Origin of the sequence: Aminobacter carboxidus, from assembly GCF_014863355.1 — a bacterium.
Taxonomy (GTDB): domain Bacteria; phylum Pseudomonadota; class Alphaproteobacteria; order Rhizobiales; family Rhizobiaceae; genus Aminobacter; species Aminobacter carboxidus.
Map to the genome: position 1 here is coordinate 180551 of NZ_JACZEP010000001.1, position 17974 is coordinate 198524.

At 62.6% G+C, this 17974-nt stretch carries 15 protein-coding genes; 10 read left to right on the forward strand and 5 right to left on the reverse strand.

Translation table 11 applies throughout. The features are described from left to right. Nucleotides 1-96 precede the first annotated feature (96 nt). From phnY to IHE39_RS00865, 4 genes are all read right to left on the reverse strand, one after another. Nucleotides 97-1551 carry a phosphonoacetaldehyde dehydrogenase gene (gene phnY / locus IHE39_RS00850; RefSeq protein ID WP_184773420.1) on the reverse strand — a complete coding sequence of 485 codons (1455 nt, stop codon included), beginning with the start codon at nucleotides 1549-1551 and terminating at the stop codon, nucleotides 97-99. Between the two features lie 13 nt (nucleotides 1552-1564). Continuing rightward, nucleotides 1565-2821 (reverse strand): phosphonoacetate hydrolase, encoded by a 1257-nt coding sequence (gene phnA, locus IHE39_RS00855; RefSeq protein ID WP_192565197.1) that lies wholly within the window; start codon nucleotides 2819-2821, stop codon nucleotides 1565-1567. A gap of 140 nt (nucleotides 2822-2961) precedes the next feature. Beyond that, nucleotides 2962-4626 (reverse strand): Na/Pi cotransporter family protein, encoded by a 1665-nt coding sequence (locus IHE39_RS00860; protein ID WP_192565198.1) that lies wholly within the window; start codon nucleotides 4624-4626, stop codon nucleotides 2962-2964. A 97-nt stretch (nucleotides 4627-4723) separates the two neighbouring features. Then, the gene (locus tag IHE39_RS00865; RefSeq protein WP_192565199.1) at nucleotides 4724-5596 is read right to left on the reverse strand and encodes a LysR substrate-binding domain-containing protein; all 873 of its coding nucleotides are present in this window, start codon (nucleotides 5594-5596) and stop codon (nucleotides 4724-4726) included. Between the two features lie 93 nt (nucleotides 5597-5689). Between IHE39_RS00865 and psrA the strand changes: the two genes are divergently transcribed. The 8 genes from psrA to IHE39_RS30865 all read left to right on the forward strand — a co-directional run bounded on the left by psrA (nucleotide 5690) and on the right by IHE39_RS30865 (nucleotide 13797). Further along, entirely contained in the window at nucleotides 5690-6817 is a 1128-nt protein-coding gene (psrA, locus tag IHE39_RS00870) for an iron-containing alcohol dehydrogenase PsrA (RefSeq protein ID WP_343070040.1), read from the forward strand. 56 nt (nucleotides 6818-6873) lie between these two features. Continuing rightward, complete coding sequence (locus IHE39_RS00875; protein WP_192565200.1) at nucleotides 6874-7785, forward strand: phosphate/phosphite/phosphonate ABC transporter substrate-binding protein; 912 nt, start codon at nucleotides 6874-6876, stop codon at nucleotides 7783-7785. Between the two features lie 65 nt (nucleotides 7786-7850). Continuing rightward, nucleotides 7851-8603: a phosphonate ABC transporter ATP-binding protein gene (phnC, locus tag IHE39_RS00880; protein WP_184769549.1), complete on the forward strand. Its 753-nt coding sequence runs from the start codon at nucleotides 7851-7853 to the stop codon at nucleotides 8601-8603. Then, complete coding sequence (phnE, locus tag IHE39_RS00885; RefSeq protein WP_184769517.1) at nucleotides 8603-9430, forward strand: phosphonate ABC transporter, permease protein PhnE; 828 nt, start codon at nucleotides 8603-8605, stop codon at nucleotides 9428-9430. The genes phnC and phnE (IHE39_RS00885) overlap by 1 nt, the downstream gene beginning before the upstream one ends. Nucleotides 9431-9437: 7 nt before the next feature. Then, complete coding sequence (gene phnE / locus IHE39_RS00890; protein ID WP_210327458.1) at nucleotides 9438-10286, forward strand: phosphonate ABC transporter, permease protein PhnE; 849 nt, start codon at nucleotides 9438-9440, stop codon at nucleotides 10284-10286. Between the two features lie 627 nt (nucleotides 10287-10913). Continuing rightward, nucleotides 10914-12095: an NAD(P)-binding domain-containing protein gene (locus IHE39_RS00895; RefSeq protein WP_434781270.1), complete on the forward strand. Its 1182-nt coding sequence runs from the start codon at nucleotides 10914-10916 to the stop codon at nucleotides 12093-12095. Between the two features lie 110 nt (nucleotides 12096-12205). Further along, nucleotides 12206-13669 (forward strand): MFS transporter, encoded by a 1464-nt coding sequence (locus IHE39_RS00900; RefSeq protein WP_192565201.1) that lies wholly within the window; start codon nucleotides 12206-12208, stop codon nucleotides 13667-13669. Nucleotides 13670-13671: 2 nt separating this feature from the next. After that, entirely contained in the window at nucleotides 13672-13797 is a 126-nt protein-coding gene (locus IHE39_RS30865; protein WP_281399344.1) for a hypothetical protein, read from the forward strand. Between the two features lie 39 nt (nucleotides 13798-13836). Here IHE39_RS30865 and IHE39_RS00905 read toward each other — a convergent pair whose 3' ends face one another. Next, nucleotides 13837-14439, reverse strand: coding sequence for a helix-turn-helix domain-containing protein (locus tag IHE39_RS00905; protein ID WP_343070042.1), 603 nt, complete (start codon nucleotides 14437-14439; stop codon nucleotides 13837-13839). 339 nt (nucleotides 14440-14778) lie between these two features. On the opposite strand from IHE39_RS00905, the gene IHE39_RS00910 reads away from it, so the two are divergent. Together IHE39_RS00910 and IHE39_RS00915 are read left to right on the forward strand one after the other, a co-directional pair. After that, nucleotides 14779-16335: a serine hydrolase domain-containing protein gene (locus tag IHE39_RS00910; RefSeq protein WP_192565203.1), complete on the forward strand. Its 1557-nt coding sequence runs from the start codon at nucleotides 14779-14781 to the stop codon at nucleotides 16333-16335. A gap of 26 nt (nucleotides 16336-16361) precedes the next feature. Then, nucleotides 16362-17966 (forward strand): ABC transporter substrate-binding protein, encoded by a 1605-nt coding sequence (locus IHE39_RS00915; RefSeq protein WP_192565204.1) that lies wholly within the window; start codon nucleotides 16362-16364, stop codon nucleotides 17964-17966. The last annotated feature ends 8 nt before the right edge of the window (nucleotides 17967-17974 follow it).

Sequence of the window (17974 nt, forward strand, 5' to 3'; positions counted from 1 at the left end):
CAGAAGATCGTGACGATGCAAGGGGCGGCTGCAAAACAAAAACAGCAGGACCCGTGCAATACGGGCCTGCTGCCAAGCTACGAGGGAGCGCAGATTTTACCAGGGCAAAGAGAATGTCTTGACGTTGGTGAAGCTTTTCATGGCTTCGATGACGCCTTCCTTGTAGCCGTTGCCGGAGTCCTTGATCCCGCCAAAAGGCGACATCTCGATGCGGTATCCCGGGACTTCCCAGATATTCACCGTGCCGACCTGCAGGCCGGCGATGTATTTCTGCATGCGCCGGAAGTCGTTGGTGCACACACCTGACGACAGGCCGAAGGCGGTCGAGTTGGACAGCGCGATCAGCTCGTCGTCATTGTCGGGCGCGCGCACGATCGGGATGATCGGACCGAAGGTCTCTTCCATCACCAGCTCAGAGGTATGCGGCACGCGGTCGACGACGATCGGCGGCAACAGCGCGCCCTTTCGGCCTGGGTCGTAGAGCACTTCGGCACCTTGTTCGGCGGCCATGTAGACGCGCTTTTCAAAGAGTGCGGCAGCCTTCTCGTGCACCACGGTGCCGAGATCGGTACTGCGGTCCATCGGGTCGCCGAACCTGATCTTCCTGGCCCGCTCCAGCACCATCGGCACGAAACGGTCGGCAACACTTTCCTGGCACAGGATGCGCTTGACCGCGGTGCAGCGCTGGCCCGAGTTCTTGGTGGCGCCAGCGACCGCCAGATCGGCTGCCTTGGCGAGATCGTCGTCGGAGAGGTCGTTGAGGATGATCAGAGGATCGTTGCCGCCGAGCTCCAGCACCTGACGCTTGTAGCCGGCGGTGCGGGCAATCAGCTTGCCCACCGGCACACCGCCGGTGAAGGTGATCAGCTCGATATTCTCGTTGGTGATCATCTCGGCGCCGATGTCGGCGGGCATGCCCGTCACGACAGACAGCATTTCCGGCGGCAGGCCGGCCTCATAGAGGATGTCGGCGAGGATCAGCGCCGTCATCGGCGTCAATTCAGTCGGCTTGACCACGACGCAGTTGTTGGTGGCGATTGCGGGTGCCACCTTGTGCGAGACCATGTTGAGCGGATGGTTGAACGGTGTGATTGCCGAGATCGCTTTCAACGGCTCACGCGTGGTGAAGATTTTCCGCGCCTTGCCATGCGGCGTGAGATCGCAGGAGAAGATCTGGCCGTCGTCCTGGATGCACATCTGCGCCGACAGCGTGAATACGTCGTAGGCGCGGCCAACCTCGTACAAGGAGTCGGCCTTGGAGATGCCGAGCTCCAACGTGATGATGTCGGAGATCTCTTCCTTGCGCGCGGCAAGGGCTTCGGCCGTGCGGAACAGGATCTGCTGACGCTCGTAGCGCGTCAGCTTCGGCTTGTAGTTGGCCGCGATCTCGAAGGCCTGGCGGGCGTGCTCGGCCCGCCCCGCCGGCACCGTGCCGATCACCGCATCGGTGTAGGGGTAGTGGACGTTGACGACGCCATCGGCATCGACCTTGCGTCCGGCGATGCGCATCGGCTCATGACGCACCTTGAACGTTGTTTCAGCCTTGACCATCACAGGTCCTCCCTCAGGCCAGTGCCGCCGCCATGGCGGCATAATAGAACGCATCGAAGTTGCGCAGAACCGGCTCGTTGGGCAGCGACGGCAGCTTGCGGTTGACGATGAACGGTACCGCCTGCTCGGTCAGGCCGCCATGCGAGCGCAGTGGCTCGTTGAGCGCTGCCAGATCATGGCGATGCTCGCTGGTGCCGATGGTCTTGTTTTCAGTGGACACCAAAACGATGTCGCCGATGCGGTCAAAGGGCAATTCGAAGCGCTCGCAGGCGGTGGCGTTGTCGATGACCACGTCGATGCCTTCGATGGACGCAAGGCGCTTCATGATGCCGGCCTGGTCAGCACCTTCGGGCAGGTAGGCGGTGGCAAACGAGCCGAGCGCGCCGTGATGGACGACATAAGGATCGGTGATCGGCAGGATGACGCGCGCTGCGTCCTTGCCGAGCCACTCGTCGAGCAGGTCCTGGACATAGACCACGTCAGGGGTGCCGTCGGCCTTGTGCTTGGGCTTCATGCCATGGTCGGCGGTGATGACGATGGCAGCACCGAGCGCGTCGAGTTCGCCGAGATACTTGTCGAACATCTCGTAGAAGGCGTTGGCCTGCGGCACGCCGGGCGCATATTTGTGCTGCACGTAGTCGGTCGTGGTCAGGTACATCACGTCAGGCTTGAATTCCTTCAGCAGCTTGACGCCGGCGGCAAATACGAACTCCGACAGTTCGGCCGAATAGACCTCCGGCACCGGCTTGCCGAGCCAGGCCGAGGCATTGTCGATGCCGTGCTCGGCCTTGGTCGAGACGTCCGACTTTTCCGACGAAAAGCAGATGGCGCGGCCTTCGTCGAACTTCAGGCCGCTGCCGAGCAGGGCGCGCAGCTTGTCCTTGGCGGTGACCACGGCAACGCGTGCGCCGGCATCGTAGAAGGCCTGGAAGACGGTCGGCGCGCGCAGGAAGCGCGGGTCGTTCATCATCACTTCCTTGCCGGTCTCGCGCTCATAGAGATAGTTGCCGCAGATGCCATGCACCGCCGGCGGCCGGCCGGTGGCGATCGACAGATTGTTGGGGTTGGTGAAGCTCGGGATGACGCTGTGGGCGGTGCGCTCGGTGCCCTTGGCGCGGATCTTTACCAGGTTCGGCATCAGGTCCGCCTTGATCGCCTCGTCGAGATAGGCCGGCTCGCAGCCGTCGAGGCAGATGGCAATTGCCGGCACGCGCGGCCATTCATAGTTGCGGCCGTTGGCGCTGACGTTGATCGTGGTCATCTTGTTCATGGGGAGAGGTCCTTGGGCTTGGAGCAATCCGATTGCCGGTGGTATGCGCCGCCTCGGATATCGGTCGTCTCTTCTGTGCCGCAACTCAATCTATTTGCCAAATCGCAATTATGAATTCGATCGATAGGCCATATCTATGGCTAGATTGCCTTGGCCAAGCGGCTTTCCAACAGATCGCCGCTTGCGGTCAGAATGGGGTAGGCGACCGTAACCAGCAGTGAATTGATCTCTTTCAGGCCGCGGGCGATTTCGAGATGCATCCCGCTCGTTTCAATGCTTTCCGGCGTTCCGGACTGCAGCCGCTTCAAATGCTGGCCATGCGTATGGCGGTGCAGGTCGCGCATTCTTTGCTTTTCGACGACCAACTGCCGTGCGGACAGCTGGTCCTGCGAAATGAGAACGTTGAGGGCAAGGTGCATGTTTTCGATCAAGCGCTCGTGCAGGTCGGCCAGTTCCTTCCAGCCCTCGTCGGAGAAGCGCCAGTTCTTGTCGGCGCGCTCTTCGGCGAGGACCAGCAGGTTCTTGGCTATCACGTCGCCGGCATGCTCGAGATTGATAGCCAGATCGGTCAACTCGATGCTGCGGCGCGCTTCCTCAACCGTCATCTGGCCGCGGTTCACCTCGGCAAGATAGAGCTTGATGTCGGTGTGGGCCTGGTTGAGCGCTTCATCCAAGGCGCGGACGCGAGCGATCTCGCTGCGGCTGCCGGCGCGCAGGAGGTCCATGACAGGCCGCACCATGGTTTCCAGCAATTCGCCCATGCGCAGCAGTTCGCGCGTGGCGCTGGCGAGCGCGAGGCGCGGTGTCGCGATGACGGAACGATCGAGCGCGCTGACGCGATGGCTCAAGGGGGCGCCGGTGGCTTCAGCCTGCGTATCGGGCACTAGGTGACGGGTGACTATCGCCATGGCTGATATGAAAGGCAGGCTCGCTGCGACCAGACCGACGTTGAACAAGAGATGGAAATTGACCAGCGCCGTGCCTGGCCCGGACCCCAGCATGTCGATCGAAAATCCGCTTGTTTCGAGCGCAACAAGAGCAAGAAGGGCACCCATCGCGCGGAAGATCAGATTGCCGACCGGGATCCGCTGCGCCACGGCAGGCATGCCACGTGAAAGCCAGAAGGCAATGAGGCCGCCACCGAGATTGCAGCCGAGCACGAGCGGCACACCGGCCTCCAGCGGCACGAGGCCCTGAGCGGCAAAAGCCGTAACCATCAGGACAGCGGCGACGCTCGAATGCACCACCCAGGTGAAAAAGGCCCCGACGAGAAAAGCGGTGATGTAGTCGTCAGCCAGGTAAGCCGACATCGATGGCAGCATGGCGCCGCTGCGCAACGGACCCGTTGCCGTGCCAATCAGCTGCAGCGACAAAAGGACGAAGCCGACGCCAAGGATCATCCGTCCGGTTTCGCGAAGCCTCTCGCTCGACAGCTTCAGGTGCATCACGCCGCCAGCAAACAGGCAGACCGGTACCAGCCAACCGAGATCGAACGACAGGATGCGCACGACAACCGCCGAGCCGAGGTCCGCACCAAGCAGCAACGCAAGCCCGGTCGGTAGCGCGAGAACCCCGCTCGCCGCGAAACCACAGGCAAGCATCGCGACGGCGGTTGAGCTTTGCAGCATCACGGCCATCGCCGTGCCGCCTGCCGCGGCTTTGATCTGGCCGCGCCTGGCTTCTCCCAGCATGGTTCGCAGCGTGTCGCCGTGGGCGCGCTCCATACCGGTGCGCACCATATGCACGGCAAAAAGCAGGAGCATGGTTGCGCCGGCCAGATGAAGCAGGATTAGGGAAAAGTGCATGGGTGTCCCTTCGTCGACTAAACAAAGGGTCAGGTTTCAGGGTGTATTCGTCAACTCGATAGTTTCAATAGATCCATAGTGCACGTCTATGGATGGATCACCCCTGGGGATGCAGGACAGACGTCATGAAAGCCTCGATCTTGGGCGAGTGCTGGCGTTCCTGCAGGCATGCAAGCCGATACTCCGTCTGGATCGTTGCGTCCGCGATGCGGATCGTCTCGAGGCGAGGGTGCGCAACAAATTCGAAGTCCGCGACGACACCGATGCCCAGACCACGCTCCACGGCTTTCCAGACGCCCTCGCGGCTGCCGATCTCGAGCAACGGCTTTATCGGGACTCCGGCCTTTTCGGCGGCCTGTTCAAAGGCACGGCGGGTGGTCGATCCCGTTTCGCGCAGGATGAGCGGCTGGTCTGCCAGTTCGGCCATCGTGATGCTCTCGCGGCCATGCCAGGCATGATCCGAATTTACGAACACGACCACTTCATGTGTGCTGAAGGGAACCGAGTAGATACGCGGATCATCGACGACATGCGCGAGGATTGCGACGTCGGATTCGAGCTCGAGAATCCTTTGCAGTGTCTGGTCCGAGTTGCCCAAGAGCATGCTGACCTTGATCGACGGGTACTTCGTCAGGAAGCGCGCCACCATCTCCGTGGCATGGAACGGTCCAACCGCCGCTACGCGCAACTGGCCTGTCGTCAGCCGCCCGCTGCTGAGCAGCAATTCCTCGGCCTCGTCCTGCAAGCTCATGATGCGCCGGCTGATGTCGAAGAGTGCGGCACCTGTCTCCGTCAGTTCGACGCGGCGCCCGCGGCGCACCAGCAATTCGACGCCATAGCGATCCTCCAACTCCTTCACCTGCGTTGTGACGGTTGGCTGGCTGATGTGAAGGGCGTTGGCTGCGGCCGTGAAACCTCGGTTTTCAGCGACAGCATGAAACGAACGGAGGTGGGTAAATACTATAGCCATAGTCTATGATTAGCGACAAGGATTTGTATTAGTCAATGGATCGGCCCTCCGCCACACTTCTCCTGCCATCAGTTCAAGACAGGAATTACAACCGTGTGGTCATACAGCAATCCAGTCGACATCCGTTTTGGCCGGGGCAGTTTTTCCAGGCTTTCCGACGCGATCGGCGGCCGCAGATACGCTCTGGTCACCTACGGAGATCCATATTTCCGGGGCCTCGTAGCCGAGCTCGAAGCCAAGGCGGGCAGCCCATCCCTGATCATCGACGATATCGCGCCCAATCCCGACATTGCTCTTCTCGAGATGCAGACCACGCGCTTTGCCAAGCTGGCTGTGCAACCTGAAGTCGTCGTCGCGCTCGGCGGAGGGTCAGTCATCGACTCGGCCAAAGTTTTTGCCGCGGCACTCGGAGATTTCGCGACGGTAGACGCCTATCTCAAGAAGCGGGCCGGTGCCGAGACGATCAAGCCCTGGCCGCTGATTGCGGTTCCGACAACCGCTGGCACCGGAAGCGAAGTCACGTGCTGGGGAACCGTTTGGGACAATGTCGGCGGGGTGAAGTTCTCGCTGGCCCACCCGGGCCTCTATCCCCAGTTCTCGATCGTCGATCCCGATCTGATGATTGGCAAGCCGCGCGAACTGACGATCCAGACCGGACTTGACGCGCTATCGCATGCACTGGAAAGCCTGTGGAACCGGAACTCCAATCCCGTTTCCATGGCACATGCGGTCATGGCGGCCCGCGGCGTGCTCTCGACCTTGCCGCTTCTTGCCAACGACCTTCGCAATGCCGATCTCCGTGAGCGGATGGCTCGCGCAGCGACGCTTGCCGGATTTGCCTTCTCAAACACCAAGACGGCGATCGCGCATTCGCTGTCTTATCCGATCACCTTGCGCCACGGCGTCCCGCACGGCATCGCCTGCTCCTTCTCCTTGCCAATGATCATCCGCAGCGTTGCGGGAGAGGGTGGCATCTGTGCGGAAGGACTGAACGCGATATTTGGTAGGGATGCCGACGGCGCGGCCGACCAACTCATGGCGTTCCTGGCCAAGCTCGGGGTCGCCACCAACCATCACCACTACGGTATCGAAGATGGCGAATGGCGCGAGTTGATCGACCTCGCCTTCGATGGCGAGCGTGGACAGAACTTCATCGGCGGCAAGGACAACCTGCTGAAGGCAGCCGGTCTAGGCAAGGAGAAACGCCAAGCAGTCGCATGATTGAAGCGCTGCAGCGGGAGGACGCTGCGGTATCACCGTTTTTTTGGGAGGAAAACATGAGTGCTCTGAAATATACGTTCGCCGGCCTGATGACTGCCGGGGCAGTCGTCGCCTATGCGAGTTCGGGACTGGCGCAGGAGTGCAAGAACCCGGACCAGCTGGTCTTTTCGATCATCCCGACCGAGGAGACCACCCAGGAACTCGACATCTACAAGCCATTGCTGGACAAGCTGAAGGAAAAGACCGGCAAGCCTGTCGAGTTCTTTATGCCGACGTCTTACGCCTCGGTGATCGAGGGCATGGTCAATGGCTGGGTCCAGATCGGTGTCCACGGACCCAACTCCTACGTGCTGGCCAAGGAAAAGGATCCGGCCCTCGAGGTGTTCGCGACCTACACCAAGCTCAAGGGCCATTTCCAGGAGGAAGGTCCGGGCTATCGCGCGGTGCTGGTTTCCAGGGCGGATTCCAAGTTCGACAGCATCGAGAGCCTGAAGGGCAGCGTCGTTGGGCTTGCCGATCCGGCTAGTACCTCCGGCAATCTCTTCCCGCGGATCGTGTTCGGTGACTTGGTTGGGGTAGGTCCCGAACTCGAGAAGTATTTTTCGAAGGTCGTTTATACAGGTGGCCACGATCAATCGGCGCTCGCCGTCAAGGAGGGGCGCGTCGACGACGCCTTCGTCGCCACCCATCGTCTCGACAACGTCATCGATCGCGGCCTCGCCAAGCCGGAGGACTACAGGGTGATCTGGACGTCCAGCCTCATTCCCCAGGACCCGATGGTCTATCGTGGCGATCTCTGCGAGCCGCTGAAGGCGGCAATCCGCGAAGCCTTTCTGACCCTGCACGAGAATGCGAATTCGAAGCCGTTTTTCGATGGCATCAAGTCGACCAAGTTCGTACCCATGAAAGACAGTGACTACGATATTATCCGCAAGCTCGTCGCGGCTGAGAAGGCGGCGGGCCAGTGAGACACGAAAAGATCATAGTCGAAGGCCGCGCGCAGCGCGGCCTTCCTGCCAAGGCGGCGGATAACATGTCGATTCTCGAGGTTCGCAATCTCAAGGTCAGCTATTCGACCGGAGGCCCTCAGATCCTCAAGGGTATCGACTTCGAGGTCGGCGGCGATGATTTCTGCGCGGTCATCGGACCGAGCGGCGCCGGCAAGTCGACCTTGATCCGGTGCATCAACAGGCTCGTCGAGCCAACAGAAGGCGATATCATCCTGTTCGGGCAATCTGTCTGCCCACTCAAGAGCGGCGATCTGCGCCGCTTGCGCCGGCGCATCGGCATGATCTTCCAGGAATTCAACCTGGTGAACCGCATGTCGGTGATGGACAACGTCTTGTCTGGCCGCCTCGGCTACACCGGTGCCTTCCGCAGTTTCTTCAAAGCGTTTCCGCGAGAAGACATCGATCGGGCGCTGGACCTTTTGGAGCGTGTCGGCCTGCAGGACCATGTCGACAAGCGCGCCGACGCCTTGTCAGGCGGCCAGCGCCAGCGTGTCGGCATTGCCCGTGCCTTGATGCAGAGGCCGGAGATCCTGCTTCTTGACGAACCGACTTCGGCCCTCGACCCGAAGATCTCGCGCGACGTCATGGGGTTGATCCGCGAATTGGCGGCCGAGTTCAATATCCCGGTGCTGTGCAACATCCACGATGTGCAACTGGCGCTCGAAACCTGCAACCGCATCATCGGCATGCAGGACGGCTACAAGAAGTTCGATGGCCCCGCCAAGGGCATGCGCAAGCAGGATCTCGACGAAATCTACGCTATGGAAGTGCTGTGATGAGCATCACCGCCGCGCCAGTCTCCGCCCACGGGTTCGATGCCTATCTCGCCCACAAGCGCCGCCGGCGCATCAACAACTGGTTGCTTGTTGCGTGCAGCGTCGCGTTGCTTGCCTGGTGTTTCTGGGACACCATCATGTTCGACACCGACTGGCAACGCATGGGCGGAGCGCTCGGTATTGGCGGCACGCTTGAGCGCTTCCTTCTGATCGACTGGTCGCTTCTGCCCAAGCTCCTGGTGCCGGCGCTCGAAACGCTGATGATGGCGACGCTAGGCACTATTTTGGGCTGCGTCTTTTCGCTGCCCGTCGCCTGGTTCGGAGCGGCCAATGTTACTCCGAGCAAGTATTTCTTCTATCCGCTCGGCCGCTTCCTGATGGTGCTCAGCCGTTCGATCCACGAGATCATCTGGGCCCTGCTGTTCGTCGGCGCCGTCGGCCTTGGCGCGCTACCCGGCATCCTGGCAGTCGCGATGCGCTCGGTAGGCTTCATCTCGAAGATAACGGCCGAGGCGATCGAGAACATCGATCCAAAGCCAGTCGAGGCGATCCGCGCAGTCGGCGGCAATCAGTTCCAGGTCATGTACTACGGCATCGTGCCGCAGATCCTGCCGGTGATTATCGGGACGATCATCTTCGAGTGGGACATCAACATTCGCCGCTCGGCAATCATGGGCCTGGTCGGGGCAGGGGGGCTTGGTCTGGTCTTCTTCCGCCAGATGGCAATGTTCAATTATGGCGGCGTCACACTGGTGGTGCTGGCGGTCCTCGTGCTGATCGCCATCGGCGAAGTCATCTCCCACTACGCCCGCAAAGCCGTGATCTGAGGACGCGATGATGCAAATAACCACCACCGCTACCCACTCGATGCCGGCCGTAAAGCGCAAATGGTCACGCTACCGTCACCCTGAGTCGACGATCCGGTTCGCCGTCATCCTGGCGATCCTCGCCTTCCTCGGTTACTCGATCGCCTACCTCAATATTGACCTGTCGCGCATTCTCGGCGCTTTCCCCAGGCTCGTCGAAATCCTCGCGACCCGCTATTTTCCCCCTGACTTGAACTACGTCTCCGACGCGGACTTCCTGCGCTCGGTCCTGCGCACGCTGGAAATGTCATTGCTCGGCGGCTTTTTCGGCGTTGTCTGTTCGATCCCGCTTGCCTGGCTGGCCGCGCGCAACATCACCGTCAGCAAGCGAATTGCCTATCCGTTCGGGCGCTTTGCCATCATGAGCAGCCGCTCCATCCACGAGACGATCTGGACTATCCTCTTCGTCACCGTCCTGGGATTTGGCATGTTGGCGGGCACGTTGGCGCTGACTGTTTTCTGCGTCGGATTTGCCGGAAAGCTTTTTTCGGATGAGTTGGAGGCAATCGACATGGGGCCGGTCGAGGCGATGCGCTCGGTCGGCGCCAATCCTCTTCAGGTTTTCCAATACGCGGTTCTTCCGCAAGTGCGCGTCGCCTTCACCGGGATCGCAATCTACACATGGGATGTGGCTTTCCGAGCTGCGACCGTGGTCGGGTTCTTCGGTGGCGGTGGCATGGGCTGGTATCTGAAGCGCACGACGCAACAGATGGAGAGCACGCGTGTTGCCGCCATACTTCTGCTGATTATCGGTCTCGTGCTCCTGGCCGAGTTGGGCTCTGGATGGCTGCGCAAGCGCATCGGAAAGATGCGGTAGTCGGCATTTGCGTTGACGCCCGGCAGCGCGCCGGGCGCTTCCGTGCGGCTGCTCTGTACGGCGTCCAAGCGGTATGCCGTCGCAGGGTTACAGTCCTGCCAGGTCCGCCTTGACCACTTGAACAGGCGTTGCGCCGTCCGCTCATCACATGTCGACGGGTTGTAGACGGCGGTGAGGGGAGCGCCGTCAATCCGCACGCTCGGGGTCAACGAAGCGCCCCTGGCGGATCAGGTCCGAGCGAAGGTTCTCCGGGCCGACGATCATTCCGGCTCCGGCAAGTACGGCTTCCAGGGCAACATAAAATGAGAATGGTAGTGACGGTTGACGTTGGTATCCAGCCCGGCCGCGGCCAGCCAAGGGTCGAGTTCGTCATCACGCGACCGGGCGACGAGGAAGGTTTCTTCGGCCAGTGCCCCAACCCCATGCCGTAGAGCATTTTCGGCGCGTTCAGGTGCTGCGAGCAGCGTACGTGTTTCCATGCCTACGGGGTGGCATGACGGATCACCGCCTCAAGGGCGGCGAGGGTGCGGAGAGAGGGAAGATGTGGTGCGCCAGCGATGGTTGTCGCGCTGTGCGCGCGCTCGACATATGCTTGAAGCGCCGCGTTGACGCCAAGGCGACGATGCCTTGGCCGTTGCGCCGTTGGCTGCGGCTGCTTATCTCTGCCAGGCCATGTCCGACCAAGATGCCGAAAGCTCCACAGCTGAACCATCGCCCGTAAGAGGCGATCTCCGTGCTGCCTACAAGACCGACATCGTCGTCATCGGCGCCGGCCAGGCAGGCCTTTCCACGGCCTACAACCTGAGCAAACTCGGCCTTCAGCCCGGGCGCAACTTCATCATCCTCGACAAGTCGCCCGAGGCCGGGGGCGCCTGGCAATATCGCTGGCCGTCGCTGACGCTGTCGACCGTCAACCGCATCCACGACCTGCCCGGCATGCAGTTCGCCGACGTCGTCGAGGAGGGCGCGAACGAGGTCCGGGCGTCGGTTGCCGTGCCGAAATACTTCGCCGCCTATGAGCGCAAATTCGACTTGCCGGTCTACCGTCCAGTGACGGTCAAGGTCATCTGTGACCGCGGCGCGCGGCTGCGCGTCGAAACCGACCGCGAGACCTTTTCCGTCCGCGGCATCGTCAATGCCACCGGCACCTGGGAAACGCCGGTCATCCCAACCTATCCTGGCGCCGAGCGCTTCAAGGGGCGCCAGCTGCACACCCGCGACTACCGCAATGCCGAGGAGTTCGCCGGCCAGCATGTCGTCATCGTCGGCGGCGGCATTTCGGCGCTGCAGCTGCTTGATGAGATCTCGCGCGTCGCTTCCACGACCTGGGTCACGCGCCGCGAGCCGCAGTTCCGCGACGGTCCGTTCACACCGGACGACGGCCGCGCCGCTGTCGCCATCGTCGAGGACAGGGTCAGGCGCGGTCTCATTCCCGGTTCGGTCGTGTCGGTCACCGGCATCCCGTGGACGCCGGCGCTCAAGGCTGCCCGTGAACGTGGCGTGCTCAACCGCCTGCCGATGTTCAGCGAGATCACCGAGCACGGAGTGCGCTGGCCCAACGGCACCGAGCAGCGCGCCGACGTCATCTTGTGGAACACCGGCTTCCGCAGTTCGCTCGACCACCTGGCGCCGCTGCAGATCCGCGAGGAGGGCGGCGGCATCGTTATGGCCGGAAAGCTGGCGACACAGGTTTCAAGGGATCCGCGCATCCACCTTGTCGGCTACGGCCCGTCGGCCTCGACCATCGGCGCCAACAGGGCGGGTGGGGCCGCCGCGCGCGAACTGGCGGCATATCTCGGGCTCGCCTGACGGGCTCTTGCCTGCCAACATGGCGCATTCCATTTGTTTTTTCTTCTGTTGACCTCAATTGCGCTTGAGGTTCTATGGATCGTGTCGGCTCGTAAAATGGAAAGGCCGACATGGACTTCGATCTTGAACAGCCGGCTGCCGTGGCCGGCAACGCGGCGGCTGCCGTCGCACCGAAACCCACAGGCTGGGGCGATCTCTTCAGCGGCAAGCATGGCATCTACACATTCGCGCTTGCTGGCGGCGTCACGCTGCACGCCATCAACATCTACATTGCAACGACGGCCATGCCGTCGGTCGTCGCCGACATCGGCGGACTCGATTTCTATGCCTGGGCAACGACCCTGTTCGTGGTCGCCTCGATCCTCGGCTCGGCGCTGACGGCAAAGCTGCTCAACGGAAGAGGGCCACGCGGGGCCTATGTACTCGCCACGTTGATCTTCGCGCTGGGCGCGCTGACCTGCGCGATCGCACCCAGCATGCCGGTCATGCTCGTCGGCCGTGCCATCCAGGGTCTCGGAGGCGGCTTCCTGTTCGCGCTCGCCTATGCCCTGACGCGCATCGTCCTGCCCGAACACCTCTGGGCCCGCGCCATCGGGCTCGTGTCGGCGATGTTCGGCATCGCCACGCTCGTCGGTCCTGCCATTGGCGGCATCTTTGCAGAGTATGGTGCCTGGCGCCTGGCGTTCTCGTCGCTGTTACCCTTCTCGGTTGCCTTCGCCGTCCTCGCCTACATGACTTTGCCTGGGAAAAGCTGGGACTCCACCGAGCGCGTCGCCGTTCCCTATCTGCAGCTTGCCTTGCTCACGGCGGCTGTGCTTGCGGTTTCCGCCGGCAGCCTGTCATCCGAGATTGCGTGGAACCTGACCGGACTCGGCGCGGGCCTCGCCATGATCGCGCTGATCGCTGGCGTCGAGGCGCGTGCCGAAGCGCGTCTGCTGCCCAGAAGAGCCTTCAACGTCTCTACGCCGCTGGGCGCGCTCTATCTCACCATCGCCCTGCTGATGCTGGCGATACAGCCTGAGATCTTCGTGCCCTACTTGTTGCAGAACCTGCACGCCCAGCCGCCGCTCTGGGCAGGCTATCTTGCAGCGATCATGTCCATCGGCTGGAGCCTGGCGTCGTTCCTGAGCTCGCGCTGGCAGGCTCATGGCGATCGCCTCATCGTCCTTGGTCCTGTTCTCGTGCTCGCCGGCCTGCTGCTGTTTGCGCTGTTCATGCCTATCAACGGCGCCGGCGACTGGTCGCTGCTCCTGCCGATCGGCTTTGGCCTGCTGCTCGTCGGCTTCGGCATCGGCGTTACCTGGCCGGGGCTCGTCACCCGCATCTTCCAGAGTGCCCCGCCCACCGAGCAGGATCTCGCCGCCGGCGGCATGACGACAGTGCAACTGTTCTTCATGGCCTTGGGCACCGCCTGCGCCGGCATGGTTGCCAACTTCGCGGGCATCGCCGATCCGGGCGGGACAGACGGTGCTGCCAACGCCGCCGTCTGGTTGGGGGTGATCTTCGCAACCGCTCCCGCGCTCTGCGTGCTGGTAGCATTTCGCGTCGTGCGCCTGACGGGAAGGAGGGGCTGACAATGCCGATATCTATCGGAGCGATCCTCGGCAGCACTACCTTCGATATCCTGGCGCGCGTGCTTCTCGTCTTCGTGTTGTGGACAAGCGGACTGGCCAGCATGTTGCGGCGCGCGACCTGGCGCTGACCCGGTCGCTGCCGGCGGAAGTTAGGCTTCCGCCGGCGCTCAAGCCTGGTCGATGAGCACCTGTTCCAGCCCGGATTCGGGTGCCGAGCAGATGCACAGGATCGTCGCCTCGCCGGCGCCGACCGAGACGTAGCCGTGGCCCATGGTCGAATCGATGTAGACGCCGTCACCGGCGCCAAGCCGCGTCGGCGCGTAGTGATCGGTGTGGATTTCGATCTCGCCGTCGATCACATAGGCGAACTCCTCGCCGACGTGACGGACCAGTGGGCCGAATTCCTCGAGCGTGCGGGCATGGATCCTGGCGATGATCGGCACCATGCGCTTGTTGATCAGGTCGGTACACAGGTAGCTGTAATCGTAGTTCCGCGTTGCCAACTGCAGCGTGTTGGCGCCTGAGACGACCGAGCGCCTTGTCCGCTCCGCGCCCTTGGCCGGCTCGAAATTCAGCAACTCCGTGACGGGAACATCCAGCCCGGTGCAGATCTGCAGGATCTTGTCATAGGTCAGCGACATCAGGTCGTTTTCGACCTTTGACAGTGTCGACAGGGCGAGGCCCGTGCGTTCGCTGACCTCCTGCAATTTCAACCCATGGCGCTGGCGCATGGCGCGCAAGCATTCGCTCAGTCGCGGCTGGTGGGTCACGTGGTCTCCGGTCCTGACGGCTGTCATTTTCTGAAAATGGCAAGTATTTAGCGTTTACGCAAACGACTTGACGTATGCAAAAAGAAATCTTACCGATTGCATCACAAAAAGGCGGGAACGGCAAAAACTTTGATTTCGCAGGGGCATTCCTGCGCTGCGGGACGCTGCCAGCGGACTGCCACGGCCACTGCGGGAGGGCAGGACCATGCGTTGCGACAACCACGTTCACGGCACGGCATCGAGGCCAGGCGGATCGGGCTGCGGCAACGTCTCTCCACGCACATCCGGCGCAGTGCTGCGCACCGCCGGCAATCCGACAACTGGAAGGGAGTGATCGGTATGACCAAGGCACCGGCCGATTTTGCCGCGCGCATCGATGCGCTGTTTCAGGATTTCACCGGCCCCGACAGCCCCGGCGCCGTCGTCGCGGTCACGGAGAACGGCCGCGAGATATTCGCCAACACCTACGGTCTGGCCAACATCAACAATTCGGTTCCGATGGATCGCAAGACCATCATCCGCATCGGCTCGCAGACCAAGCAGTTCACCGTCCTGCTGATCTTGATGCTGGAGGCCGAAGGCAAGCTCAGCCTGTCGGACGAGGTGCAGAAGCACCTGCCATACGTGCCGCGCCTCGAGCAGCCGGTGACGCTCGAGCATCTGGCGTCCAACACGTCGGGCTTCCGCGACCATCTCGAAGCGATGATCTTCGCTGGCCTGTCGATCTTCACGCCGTCCGACCGCCAGACCGGCCGCGATGTCATCACCCGTCAGGATGCGCTGAATTTCAGGCCCGGCAGCGCCATGACCTACTGCAATGCCGGCTTCTTTATGCTGTCGGAGATCATCGAGCAGATCGAGGGCGCGACCTTCAACGAGGTGCTGCGCAAGCGCATCACCGGCCCGCTCGGCATGGACGACACCTCGCTGCTGATCCGCGACGGCGCTGCGATGAAGCGGCTCGCCGCGCACTACACCAGGCGCACCGAGGGCTGGGCCAATCTCAACTGGGGTCTCGATCTCGGTGGCGAGGGCGGCATGATCTCGACGCTCGACGACATGATCGTCTGGCAGCAGAACCTGTTCGACCCCAAGGTCGGCACGCCCGAAATGTACGAGCGCATGGCAACCGCTTGCGTCTTCGACAATGGCGCCACCGGCTTCTACGGCCTTGGCCTCGTCACCGATGTCTATCGCGGCCGCCGCGCTGTCGGTCATGGCGGCACGGTCGCTGGCGGCAAGTCGGAATCGACCCGTTTCGTCGACGACGGTTTTGGTGTCGTCATCATCGCCAACAACGACCAGGTCGCCTCCTTTGCGCTCGGCCGCCGCATCGCCGACATCTACTTCGGCGACGCGTCCCCGGCGCCGATCGCACTCGCCCCCGGCCGCTACCGCCAGGAGGACGGCCCAGATGTCTTCGAGATCGTCGCCAAGGACGGCGTACTGACCTTCCTCAATGCCGGTGGCGTCGGCGGCTTCGACTTCGGCCATCAGGGCGGTGCCAAGCCCGAGCGCGCGATCACCGACCTGGTGCTGAGCCCGCGCGCCGACGGCAAGGTCGACGGTGTCTTCTGCGGCACTCCGCGCCTTTACGCGCCGCTTCAGGCCGATGCCACTGCAGCGCGGCCGCTGGCCGGGCGCTACGTCAACAAGGCTCAGGACCTCGAGGTCGAGGTCACGGGCGATGCGCAGAAGGGCGAGTTCCGCCTGCGCTCGGCACTGGGTGCGATAAGCGCGCCCATCGTCGCTGCCGATGCCGACCTGTGGTTCCTGCTGCAGCCCGGCACCGACATGCGTCCGGGCCTGCCTTGGAACGCGACGCTGGCGGTGACCGCCGACGGCTTCGAGATGAACTCCGACCGCATCAAGAAACTGGCTTTCAAGCGAGCCTGACCAACCATCTTACGGCGAGGTCCACCATGTCCCTACGTAATCTCACGCCCGAACAGTTCGACGCGCTGACCCGCGCCTATTTCAAGCAGGCGACGCTGTCGCGCCGCGGCTTCCTCGGCGGTGCCGCTGCACTTGCGGCTGCCGTAACGCTCGGCATGCCCGGCAAGGCCTTTGCCCAGCAGACCGGCGGCACGCTGCGCGTCGGCCGCTCGGAAGAGCCCGACACGCTCGATCCTCAAAAGACCACCCTGTCGGTGTCCTCGACCACCAACGACATGATCTACGAGCCGATGGCGCGCGCCGGCTACGACGGCGAGGTTCTGCCGGGTCTCGCCGAGAGCTGGGCTTTCAGCAACGAAAACAAGACCCTGACCTTCAAGCTCAAGCCGGATGTCAAGTTCCATGACGGCACACCTTGTGACGCCGAGGCGGTGGCCTGGACCGTCGCACGCCATCTGGCACCCGAAGCCGCGTCGCCGAGCGCCTTTTTCCTTGGCCCTCTGGAACGCGCCGAAGCCATCGATCCGCTGACGGTCGCCTACCACTTCAAGGAGCCCTTCGTCGCGGTCTGGGTCGGCCTGACGCTCGGTTACTCCGCGCCGCTCTCTCGCGCTGCCGTCGAAGCGGCGGGCGACCAGTATGGACGCAATCCGGTTGGTGCCGGTCCGTTCAAGTTCGTGTCATGGTCGACCGACCGCGGCATGCGGCTGGAGCGCAACGAAGGCTATGCTCCGGTTGCAGCACCCGCGCGCATCGATGCGGTTGAGTTGTTCCATTATCCCGAGGATTCGACCCGTATCGCCGCTTTCGAAACGGGCGAAATCAATGCCATGTATGGCGGTGCCTCGGTGCCGCTCGACAGCATTCGCCGCCTGCGCGGCAACCCCGACGCGATCATGATCGAGCGCCCGGCCCAGATGATGCGCGCGCTGGTGTTCAACCAGAAGCGCCCGCCTTTCGACAATCCGAAGGTGCGCCAGGCTTTCGCGCATGCCGTCGACCAGAAGCGGCTGATCGCCTTTGCGCTCGACGGTTTTGCCGTCCCGGCGACGTCGCCGATCGCCAGCTCCATCGCGGGCTATTCGCCCAAGACGGCCGAGCTCTCCTACGGCTACGACCCGGAGAAGGCCAAGGCGCTGCTGGCCGAGGCCGGACTTGCCCAGGGCCTCAAGGCCAGGCTTGTCGCCAGCGACACCCCTGTCATCCGCCGCACGGCCGAGGTGATCCAGGCTCAGTTGCGTGAGATCGGGGTCGAGCTGGTCATCGAAACCTTGCCGATTGCGCAATGGGCAGCTCTCACCGCGCAGGGCGGGCAGCACATGGTGATCTCCACCTACTCATACACCGATGCCGACATCGTCTACCCGGTGCTGCACACCAAGGGTGCGCTCAACCGGGCCTTCCACGAAAATGCCGAACTCGACGGCATGATCGCCGAACAGCGCGTCACGTCGGATCCGGCGGCAAGGCAGGCTATCCTCGACAAGATCCAGGCCAAGGTCGTCACCGAGGCCTACTGGAAACCGCTGTTCGAGCCGCTCAATTTCGCCGTCGTTGCCAAGGACGTCGTCGACGCCCGCATGAATCCCGGCGGCGAGTTGCGCGTCGACCATCTCGGCATGGCCTCGTGACCCGCGTC

Coding starts and splice junctions, on each gene's coding strand:
- phnY (WP_184773420.1), bottom strand. CDS start 1,551: ATGGTCAAGGCTGAAACAACGTTCAAGGTGCGTCATGAGCCGATGCGC.
- phnA (WP_192565197.1), bottom strand. CDS start 2,821: ATGAACAAGATGACCACGATCAACGTCAGCGCCAACGGCCGCAACTAT.
- IHE39_RS00860 (WP_192565198.1), bottom strand. CDS start 4,626: ATGCACTTTTCCCTAATCCTGCTTCATCTGGCCGGCGCAACCATGCTC.
- IHE39_RS00865 (WP_192565199.1), bottom strand. CDS start 5,596: ATGGCTATAGTATTTACCCACCTCCGTTCGTTTCATGCTGTCGCTGAA.
- IHE39_RS00875 (WP_192565200.1), top strand. CDS start 6,874: ATGAGTGCTCTGAAATATACGTTCGCCGGCCTGATGACTGCCGGGGCA.
- phnC (WP_184769549.1), top strand. CDS start 7,851: ATGTCGATTCTCGAGGTTCGCAATCTCAAGGTCAGCTATTCGACCGGA.
- phnE (WP_184769517.1), top strand. CDS start 8,603: ATGAGCATCACCGCCGCGCCAGTCTCCGCCCACGGGTTCGATGCCTAT.
- phnE (WP_210327458.1), top strand. CDS start 9,438: ATGATGCAAATAACCACCACCGCTACCCACTCGATGCCGGCCGTAAAG.
- IHE39_RS00900 (WP_192565201.1), top strand. CDS start 12,206: ATGGACTTCGATCTTGAACAGCCGGCTGCCGTGGCCGGCAACGCGGCG.
- IHE39_RS30865 (WP_281399344.1), top strand. CDS start 13,672: ATGCCGATATCTATCGGAGCGATCCTCGGCAGCACTACCTTCGATATC.
- IHE39_RS00910 (WP_192565203.1), top strand. CDS start 14,779: ATGACCAAGGCACCGGCCGATTTTGCCGCGCGCATCGATGCGCTGTTT.
- IHE39_RS00915 (WP_192565204.1), top strand. CDS start 16,362: ATGTCCCTACGTAATCTCACGCCCGAACAGTTCGACGCGCTGACCCGC.